We start from the raw sequence: 7,590 nt of genomic DNA, 5'->3' as shown, positions 1-7,590 counted from the left end.
ATGCCCGCCATGGTCGGAATCGAAGAAATCCGGCGCGCCGCGGCGCGTCTCGAGGGTCAGGTGCTCAACACGCCCTGCGTCGAATCGCGCACGCTCTCCGAGATCGTGGGCGCGCAGGTCTACCTGAAGTTCGAGAATCTGCAGTTCACATCCTCGTTCAAGGAGCGGGGGGCGTGCAACAAGCTGGTCGATCTCCTGGAGGCCGACACGCGCGGCGGCCAGGAAGCGACGCGGGGCGTGGTGGCCATGTCGGCCGGCAACCATGCCCAGGGCGTGGCCTACCACGCGCAGCGGCTCGGCCTGCGCGCGCTCATCGTGATGCCGCGCTTCACGCCTGGCGTGAAGATCGAGCGCACGCGCGGCTTCGGCGCCGAGGTGGTGCTGCACGGCGACACGCTCGACGCAGCGCGCGCGCATGCGCTGGAGCTGGCCGAACGCGAGGGGCTGACCTTCGTCCACCCCTACGACGACGAGGCCATCATCGCGGGCCAGGGCACGGTGGCGCTCGAAATGCTCGATGCGGTGCCGGACCTCGACACGCTGGTGGTGTCGGTCGGCGGCGGCGGGCTGATCGCGGGCATGGCGATCGCGGCGCGCGAGCGCAAGCCCGGCATCGAGATCGTCGGCGTGCAGACCACGCGCTTTCCGGGCATGGTGAATGCCGTCAAGGGCACCCAGCACCTGCAGGGCAAGAGCACCATCGCCGAAGGCATCGCGGTCGGAACGCCCGGCGTGCTGACGCGCGAGATCATCGCCCAGCACGTCGACGACCTGCTGCTGGTCGACGAAGGCGACATCGAGCAGGGCGTGCTGATGCTGCTCGAGATCGAAAAGACCCTGGTCGAGGGCGCAGGCGCGGCCGGCCTGGCGGCGCTGATCCGGCATCCGGCGCGCTTCAAGGGCAAGCGCGTGGGCCTGGTGCTGTCGGGCGGCAACATCGACCCGCTGCTGCTGGCGGCCATCATCGAACGCGGCATGGTGCGGGCCGGCCGGCTGGCGCGCGTGCGCGTGAGTGCGCGCGACGTGCCGGGCTCCTTGGCCCAGATCACGGCCACTGTGGCAGAAGCGGGCGCTAACGTCGATGAGGTTCACCACCAAAGAGCGTTTACCATGCTGGCAGCCCAGAACGTCGACATCGAGCTGGTGCTGCAGACCCGCGGGCGGGCCCACCTGGCCAGCGTGCTGGGCGCATTGCACGACGCCGGCTTCGAGGCCGAGGAGCAGCACTGAAGGGGCTCGCAACCCCCTAGACCGCGGCGCCGGGGGCCGCCGGTAAAATGGCCGCAGTTTTTCCGTATTTGAGTATTCGAGGTAATCAATGTCCAACCCTACTCCCGTCGAGCCCGGCCACGCCGCCGCCGTTGAAAAAGACGCCGTCGAATCGATCGTGCACCTGATGCCGCTCGTGCTGCCGCTGGCTGGCGGCGTGCTGATGCTGCTCCTGGCATCCATCGCCGTCTACTTGGCCTGACAGCCATTTGCGTCTTCGTCCGCGGGTCGTGCGGCCCGCGTTGACGCAGTCTCCCGAAGCGAAAACGTTTTCTCAAACGGACCTCCGCGCCAGCAGGCGCGGCGTCCCGTTCGGAAAGACGATTTTTTCAACTTAGGAGATTTCCGATGAACGCACCCACGATGCAGGGCCTCGCCATCCAGGCACCCTCGTACGTCAAGAACGCAAAACTGATTGCCTGGGTGGCCGACATGGCCGCGCTTTGCAAACCCCAGGCCATCCACTGGTGCGACGGCAGCAAGGAAGAGTACGACCGCCTCTGCCAGCAGCTGGTCGACGCGGGCACCTTCAAGAAGCTCAATCCGGCCAAGCGCCCCAACTCCTTCCTCGCGGTGTCCGACCCGAGCGACGTGGCGCGCGTCGAGGACCGCACCTTCATCTGCTCCGCAAAGAAGGAAAACGCCGGCCCCACCAACAACTGGATGGCCCCGGCCGAAATGCGCGCCACGCTGCAGCCGCTGTTCGACGGCTGCATGAAGGGCCGCACGATGTACGTGGTGCCGTTCAGCATGGGCCCGCTGGGCTCGCCGATTGCCCACATCGGCATCGAGCTTTCCGACAGCCCCTACGTGGCGGTCAACATGCGCATCATGACCCGCATGGGCAAGGCCGTGTACGAGGTGCTCGGCGCCGACGGCGAATTCGTGCCCTGCGTGCACACCGTGGGTGCGCCGCTGGAAGCGGGCCAGAAGGACGTGGCCTGGCCCTGCAACAAGACCAAGTACATCGTCCACTACCCCGAAACGCGCGAGATCTGGAGCTACGGCTCGGGCTACGGCGGCAATGCGCTGCTGGGCAAGAAGTGCTTCGCGCTGCGCATCGCCTCCAACATGGGCCGCGACGAAGGCTGGCTGGCCGAGCACATGCTCATCCTGGGCGTGACCAATCCCCAGGGCAAGAAATACCACGTGGCCGCAGCCTTCCCGAGCGCCTGCGGCAAGACCAACTTCTCGATGCTGGTGCCGCCGGCCGGCTTCGAGGGCTGGAAGGTCACGACCATCGGCGACGACATCGCCTGGATCAAGCCCGGCAAGGACGGCCGCCTCTACGCGATCAACCCCGAGGCGGGCTACTTCGGCGTGGCGCCCGGCACCAACATGCTGACCAATCCGAACTGCATGGACAGCCTGGACCATGACGTGATCTTCACCAACGTCGCGCTCACCGACGACGGCGACGTCTGGTGGGAGGGCATGGAGCAGGACACCGGCACGCTGCCCGCGCACCTGATCGACTGGCAGGGCAAGGACTGGACGCCGCAGATCGCCAAGGAAACCGGCGCCAAGGCCGCGCATCCGAATTCGCGCTTCACCGTGGCCGCCACCAACAACCCGGCGCTCGACGATGCCTGGGACGACCCGAAGGGCGTGGCCATCGACGCCTTCATCTTCGGCGGCCGCCGCTCGACCACCGTGCCGCTCGTGACCGAGGCCCGCAACTGGGTCGAAGGCGTCTACATGGCCGCCACCATGGGCTCCGAAACCACCGCCGCGGCCGCCGGCCAGCAGGGCGTGGTGCGCCGCGACCCGTTCGCGATGCTGCCGTTCACGGGCTACAACATGAGCGACTACTTCCAGCACTGGCTCGACCTGGGCAAGAAGCTCGAGGCCTCGGGCGCCAAGCTGCCGAAGATCTACACCACCAACTGGTTCCGCAAGGGTGCCGACGGCAAGTTCGCCTGGCCCGGCTACGGCGAGAACATGCGCGTTCTCAAGTGGATGATCGACCGCGTCGAAGGCACCGCCAAGGGCACCGAGCACATCACCGGCGTGAGCCCGCGCTACGAAGACCTCAACTGGAACGGCCTGGAATTCAGCGCCGAGCAGTTCGCCACCGTCACCAGCATGGACAAGGCCGCCTGGCAGGCCGAACTCAAGCTGCATGCCGAGCTGTTCCGGCAGCTGGCGCACCACCTGCCCAAGGAACTGCCGGAAACCAAGGCGGCCATCGAGCAGCGCCTGGCGGCCTGACGCCGGTCCCCAGGTCTTGTGCGGCCTGTCCGCACACGCAAAAAAGCCGCCCGGATGGGCGGCTTTTTCATGGGTCGGCCGGCGGCTGGCGCCGATCGATCAGTAGTAGCGCGAGCTGTTCATGCGGCGCATGGCTTCGTAGAGCGTCGGCATGCGCGCTTCGCTGGAGCGTGCGGCCACGCGGGCCAGTGCGTCCACCTTGGCGGCAGTGGCGACGGAAACCTTGCCTTCGGACTGCTCGCGCCAGGTGGCAGCTTGCAGTTCCTGCATCACGCGCGGGTCGTTCCTCGCGGTTTCCAGGAAGCGGGCGTCGGCGCGGGCCGAGGCACGGCGCTGGGCGGCTGCGTTCCAGGCGGCGCCCACGCGGGCCAGGGGAGCGCGCAGCGAGCCGGCGAACAGCGCGGCAATGCCGAAGGCGGCGGCGCAGAGCACGGCCCAGGCTGCGAGCAGCGCGCCTTCGTCCCAGTTGGAAACGAGCTTGTCGGCCACCACCATCACCGCCGCGGCAACGGCGACGATCAGCAGGGCGATCAGCGGACGCGAACCGTTCGCGCCGGCGCGTGCGGCCTTGAGCTGGCCGAACAGGATCTCGGCGCGCTGCACGCCGGGATGGACAGTGGGTTGGTCTACGTGGACAAAGCTGGTCATGATGAATCCCTCCGTGGGATGAATGGCGAGTGCCGATGGGGAGATATTAGGGTTTGCCCTAGTGTTTTGCCACTTTATCTTTCTGATGTTTATCATTCACATCACTGATGGACGTCAACTTCCGCACACTCGATCTCAACCTGCTTCGCGTCTTCGACGAAGTGATGGCGGAGCGCAACCTCACGCGCGCCGCGCGCAACCTGTCGATCACCCAGCCCGCGGTGAGCAATGCGCTGCGCCGCCTGCGCGAGGTGCTCGGCGACGAGCTGGTGCGCCGCTCCGGCGCGGGCGTGGAGCCCACGCCGCGCGCGCTGGCGCTCTGGCCCACGGTGCGCGACGCGCTGCGCCAGCTGCAGCACACGCTGGCGCCGGGCGAGTTCGACGCATCGACTGCCGACACCACTTTCCTGCTGGCCATGGCCGACGCCACCGCCGCCGAGCTCATTCCGGGGCTGGTCCAGATCGTGGAGAAGGAAGCGCCCGCTATCTCGCTGCGCGTACTGCCGCTGACCACCCGCGATCCGCGGCGGATGCTCGAGCAGGAGGAAGTCGACATGGCGATCGGCTACTTTCCGGCCGTGATCGCGAGCCTGGCGGCGCGCGGGCAGTCGGGCGTGGGCGTGGCCTTCGAGACCCAGCGGCTCTACCTGGGGCAGTACGTCTGCGTGATGCGGCGCGGCCATCCGCTGGCCAATGCGCCGCTCACACTGGACGACTATTGCGCCGCGCGGCATTTGCTCGTGAGTTTTTCGGGGCGCCCCTACGGCTTCATCGACCAGACGCTGGGCGCGCTGGGGCGCGAGCGGCGCATCGTGGTAACCGTGAACCAGTTCTTCACGGCCGGCCGGGTGGTGGCCAATTCGGACCTGCTCACCGTGCTGCCGCGCCATTTCGTGACCGTGACCGGCATCGACGAGCAGCTGGTGCTGCGCGACCTGCCCTTCGACCAGCCGATGGTGCACGTGGATGCCATCTGGCACCGGCGCGCGCAGCACGGGCATGCGCACGAGTGGCTGCGCACCGCGCTGCTGCGCTCCGCCGCGGCGGCTTTTGCGGATTCGGTCCTCGGGCAGAAGGTGCCCGGATGACCGGGGTTTTTCAGCGGATGACCGACAGCCAGGCGCTGGCGGCTGCGCGCAGTTCCTGCGCGTGGTGCGCGCCGCGGCCGGCGCGGACATCGGCGCTTTCCATCAGCGCGGCGGCGTGGCTGGCCGGGGCGCTGGTGGCGGAAGAACGGAAGAAACGGGCCACTTGGGCAATGAGGCTGAACATGACAGTGCGCGGCTCTTGGCTGCGCTGGAGTGGTTGATGTTCCAAGAATAGGGGTTATCCCTAATATTGAAAGCCCCACTTCATGCGCTTTGTGCATGGGCTGATTCCCCTAGACTGGTTCCAATGAAGCTGCAACTGCTGTCCGACCTGCACCTGGAGTCCCACCCCCGCTTCCACGCCGAGCCCGTGCCCGGTGCCGACATGCTGGTGCTGGCGGGCGACATCGGCTCCTACCAGGAAGGCTCGCGCCTGACGGATCCCGACTTCGGCCTGGGCCGCTTTTCGCCGCGCAACGGCTGGCCGGTGCCCGTGATGTACGTGCCGGGCAACCACGAGTACGACAACACCGATTTCGACCAGACCCACGAGCGCCTGCGCGCGCTGTGCCAGGAGCTGGGCATCCTCTGGCTGGAGCGGGAGACCCTGGTGATCGACGGCATCCGCTTTGTCGGCACCACGCTCTGGGCCGACTTCGATGCGCTGGTGGAGCCCACCGACGGCCTGGCCGACGCGCTCAAGAAGCGCGGCAAGGCAATGCGCGCGGCCGACTTCTATCTTGAGAAAGCCGCGACGGTGCGCCACGGCCAGCCCTTCATGGCCGGCGCCATGCGGGAGCAGGCGCTAGCCTGCCAGGCCTGGCTCGAACAGGCGCTGGCCGAGCCTTTCGACGGCACCACGGTCGCCATCACGCATTTCGCGCCCAGCCTTGCGAGCGCCGATCCGCGCTACGGCCTCACGCCCGGCACGGCCGGCTTCTGCAATTCGCTCGATGCGCTGCTGCCGCGCGCCCGGCTCTGGCTGCACGGCCACCTGCACTGCCCCTTCGACTACGTGAAGGACGGCTGCCGCGTGGTCGCCAACCCGCTCGGCTACAAGGGCAAGGGCGAACAGGAAGGCTTTCGGCCGGAGCTGCTGATCGAGGTGCCCTGAGCGCGCGTTACAGCGGCCCTACAGCAGCTCCTCGCCCACGATCGGCAGCAGCAGCCAGTTCTTGAAGCGCAGCCACAGAAACTCGCCGGGCTCGTCCTCGTGGACGATGTCGCCGCCGGCGTCGTCGTATTCGAGCCATTGCACGCGGCGGCCGCCCGGCGCGAGCCGCAGCCGGTAGCCCAGGCTCACGCGCTCGCCACTCATGAGCCTTTCGTAGTCGGCCACGAGCGCCGGGCTGTCGATCACGAGGCCCATTTCGGTGTTCACCGCGGCCGAGCGGCGGTCGAGGTTCATGGAGCCGACAAAGAAGCGCTCGCTATCGATCACCGCGAGCTTGGCATGCAGCCGGCTGATCGACTGGCCGAAATCGCCGAAGCGCCCCGAGCGCCCGGTGAGCCGGGGCGCGATTTCGTAGATGGTGACGCCGATCTTCAGCATGTCGGCGCGGTAGCGTTCGTAGCCCGCGTAGGCCAGCGGCTCATCGGTGGCGCCGAGCGAGTTGGTCACCACGGTGATGCGCCCGCCGCGCTCGATGGCCTGCTTCATCATCGCCATGCCGCGCGCGCCGGGAATGAAGTACGGCGAGCCGATCTTGACCTCGCGCTTGGCCGAATTGATGACGCCGAGCGCGCCGGCGGTCACGCTGCCCTCGTAGGCGGCCTCCGAGGTGCGCGTGATCTTCGCGGGGTCGTCCACGAACAGCGTGGACGTCGCCCATTGCAGCTCGAGCTTGCCGGTGGCGAGCTRCTCGCCCACGGGCGAATGGTCCAGCACGTCGCGCGGTCGAATGCGCACGTCGGGCAGCGCGGCGGCCGCAAGGGCGTCGAAGCGCTTGTGCGCCTCTTCGGCCGCCATGCGCTGCGGCACGATGCGCTCGATGGGCCAGGCATGCTCGCTGTTCCAGTAGCGGTCGAAGCCTTCGGACATCCGGCGCACCACCGGTCCRCAGGAGAGCACGTCCATGTCGATGAAGTTCGCCGCCGTGCCGCGCATGAAGTATTCATTGGCGATGTTGCGGCCGCCCGAGACGGCAAAGCTGTTGTCGGCCACCAGCAGCTTGTTGTGCATGCGGTGGTTGATGCGGCCGAAGTCGCCCAGCGAGAACAGCAGCCGCAGCGCGAACGAGTCGGCACGCGAAGGCAGCGGGTTGAACAGCCGCACCTCGATGTTGGGAAAAGCCGAGAGCGCGCTGAACACCTCGTCTTCGCCGGCGGTGTACAGATCGTCCACCAGCAGCCGCACCCGCACGCCGCGCGCGGC

General features: G+C 67.7%; 8 protein-coding genes. 5 read left to right on the top strand and 3 right to left on the bottom strand.

All coding sequences use genetic code 11. From position 1 onward, the window contains the following. The first annotated feature begins 9 nt into the window (after nt 1-9). The 3 genes from AC1DOC_RS11430 (at nt 10) to AC1DOC_RS11420 (ending at nt 3,480) form a co-directional block, all read left to right on the top strand. Nucleotides 10-1,230, top strand: coding sequence for a threonine ammonia-lyase (locus AC1DOC_RS11430; RefSeq protein ID WP_027730607.1), 1,221 nt, complete (start codon nt 10-12; stop codon nt 1,228-1,230). Nucleotides 1,231-1,318: 88 nt separating this feature from the next. Then, nucleotides 1,319-1,471: a hypothetical protein gene (locus AC1DOC_RS11425; protein WP_012745313.1), complete on the top strand. Its 153-nt coding sequence runs from the start codon at nt 1,319-1,321 to the stop codon at nt 1,469-1,471. Between the two features lie 146 nt (nt 1,472-1,617). Beyond that, on the top strand, nt 1,618-3,480 hold the full coding sequence (locus AC1DOC_RS11420; RefSeq protein WP_369663930.1) for a phosphoenolpyruvate carboxykinase (GTP): 1,863 nt from the start codon (nt 1,618-1,620) through the stop codon (nt 3,478-3,480). 99 nt (nt 3,481-3,579) lie between these two features. Here the strand turns inward: AC1DOC_RS11420 and AC1DOC_RS11415 are convergent, their stop codons facing one another. Further along, complete coding sequence (locus AC1DOC_RS11415) at nt 3,580-4,128, bottom strand: hypothetical protein (protein ID WP_018906658.1); 549 nt, start codon at nt 4,126-4,128, stop codon at nt 3,580-3,582. Between the two features lie 107 nt (nt 4,129-4,235). On the opposite strand from AC1DOC_RS11415, the gene AC1DOC_RS11410 reads away from it, so the two are divergent. Further along, a complete protein-coding gene (locus AC1DOC_RS11410) occupies nt 4,236-5,216 on the top strand; it encodes a LysR family transcriptional regulator (RefSeq protein ID WP_012745310.1) in 981 nt (326 codons plus the stop codon). A 10-nt stretch (nt 5,217-5,226) separates the two neighbouring features. Here the strand turns inward: AC1DOC_RS11410 and AC1DOC_RS11405 are convergent, their stop codons facing one another. Next, complete coding sequence (locus tag AC1DOC_RS11405; RefSeq protein ID WP_278877448.1) at nt 5,227-5,400, bottom strand: hypothetical protein; 174 nt, start codon at nt 5,398-5,400, stop codon at nt 5,227-5,229. Nucleotides 5,401-5,523: 123 nt separating this feature from the next. Between AC1DOC_RS11405 and AC1DOC_RS11400 the strand changes: the two genes are divergently transcribed. Then, complete coding sequence (locus AC1DOC_RS11400) at nt 5,524-6,330, top strand: metallophosphoesterase (protein WP_307593114.1); 807 nt, start codon at nt 5,524-5,526, stop codon at nt 6,328-6,330. A gap of 18 nt (nt 6,331-6,348) precedes the next feature. On the opposite strand, the gene AC1DOC_RS11395 is transcribed toward AC1DOC_RS11400, so the two are convergent. After that, nucleotides 6,349-7,590, bottom strand: a 1,242-nt coding sequence (locus AC1DOC_RS11395) for a phospholipase D-like domain-containing protein (RefSeq protein WP_478129815.1), incomplete at its 5' end; no start/stop codon positions are given.

Source organism: Variovorax sp. 01T439_2, assembly GCF_056398445.1.
The sequence above is the reverse complement of the archived record's forward strand: the minus strand, read 5'-3'. Positions and strand labels throughout refer to the sequence as shown.

Coding starts and splice junctions, on each gene's coding strand:
- AC1DOC_RS11430 (WP_027730607.1), top strand. CDS start 10: ATGGTCGGAATCGAAGAAATCCGGCGCGCCGCGGCGCGTCTCGAGGGT.
- AC1DOC_RS11415 (WP_018906658.1), bottom strand. CDS start 4,128: ATGACCAGCTTTGTCCACGTAGACCAACCCACTGTCCATCCCGGCGTG.
- AC1DOC_RS11400 (WP_307593114.1), top strand. CDS start 5,524: ATGAAGCTGCAACTGCTGTCCGACCTGCACCTGGAGTCCCACCCCCGC.
- AC1DOC_RS11410 (WP_012745310.1), top strand. CDS start 4,236: ATGGACGTCAACTTCCGCACACTCGATCTCAACCTGCTTCGCGTCTTC.
- AC1DOC_RS11425 (WP_012745313.1), top strand. CDS start 1,319: ATGTCCAACCCTACTCCCGTCGAGCCCGGCCACGCCGCCGCCGTTGAA.
- AC1DOC_RS11405 (WP_278877448.1), bottom strand. CDS start 5,400: ATGTTCAGCCTCATTGCCCAAGTGGCCCGTTTCTTCCGTTCTTCCGCC.
- AC1DOC_RS11420 (WP_369663930.1), top strand. CDS start 1,618: ATGAACGCACCCACGATGCAGGGCCTCGCCATCCAGGCACCCTCGTAC.